Raw genomic sequence first — 344 nt, 5'->3', positions numbered from 1 at the left:
CAACTAACAGACTAAAGCGGGGTTAAAAGGTAGAACTACTGGTAGCCAAATCTGGTAACTATCGAGCAAGAAGTTCATGCGTAGCGTAAGCAAAGATGTGTCCGAACCATCGTGATACGAAATGGTGTAATGGCTAAATCAAGATAAAACTTGATAAACACCAAGCCAAAAGGCAAGGAAAGGGCATAAGCGGTTGATAGCCCGACTTATTAGCACAAGCCCAATAAACCCGGTGGAGAGCATCACGCTAAAGACTTCAAACAAATATGTAATCGGAACGAAGTAACCCCTAATTATCTCTGGTAAAAAGGTCGATAACCAGTAAGTAGCTAACGAATGGTAAC

At 41.9% G+C, this 344-nt stretch carries 1 protein-coding gene; it reads right to left on the bottom strand.

Annotated elements, in window-relative coordinates:
- Positions 1-138: 138 nt before the first annotated feature.
- Positions 139-344: hypothetical protein (locus tag PL9214_RS32105; protein ID WP_222425322.1), on the bottom strand; the 206-nt coding region annotated here is incomplete at its 5' end.

Origin of the sequence: Planktothrix tepida PCC 9214 (assembly GCF_900009145.1) — a bacterium.
Lineage (GTDB): Bacteria > Cyanobacteriota > Cyanobacteriia > Cyanobacteriales > Microcoleaceae > Planktothrix > Planktothrix tepida.
Note: the sequence above shows the minus strand (reverse complement) of the source record. Positions and strands in the feature narration are given on the sequence as shown.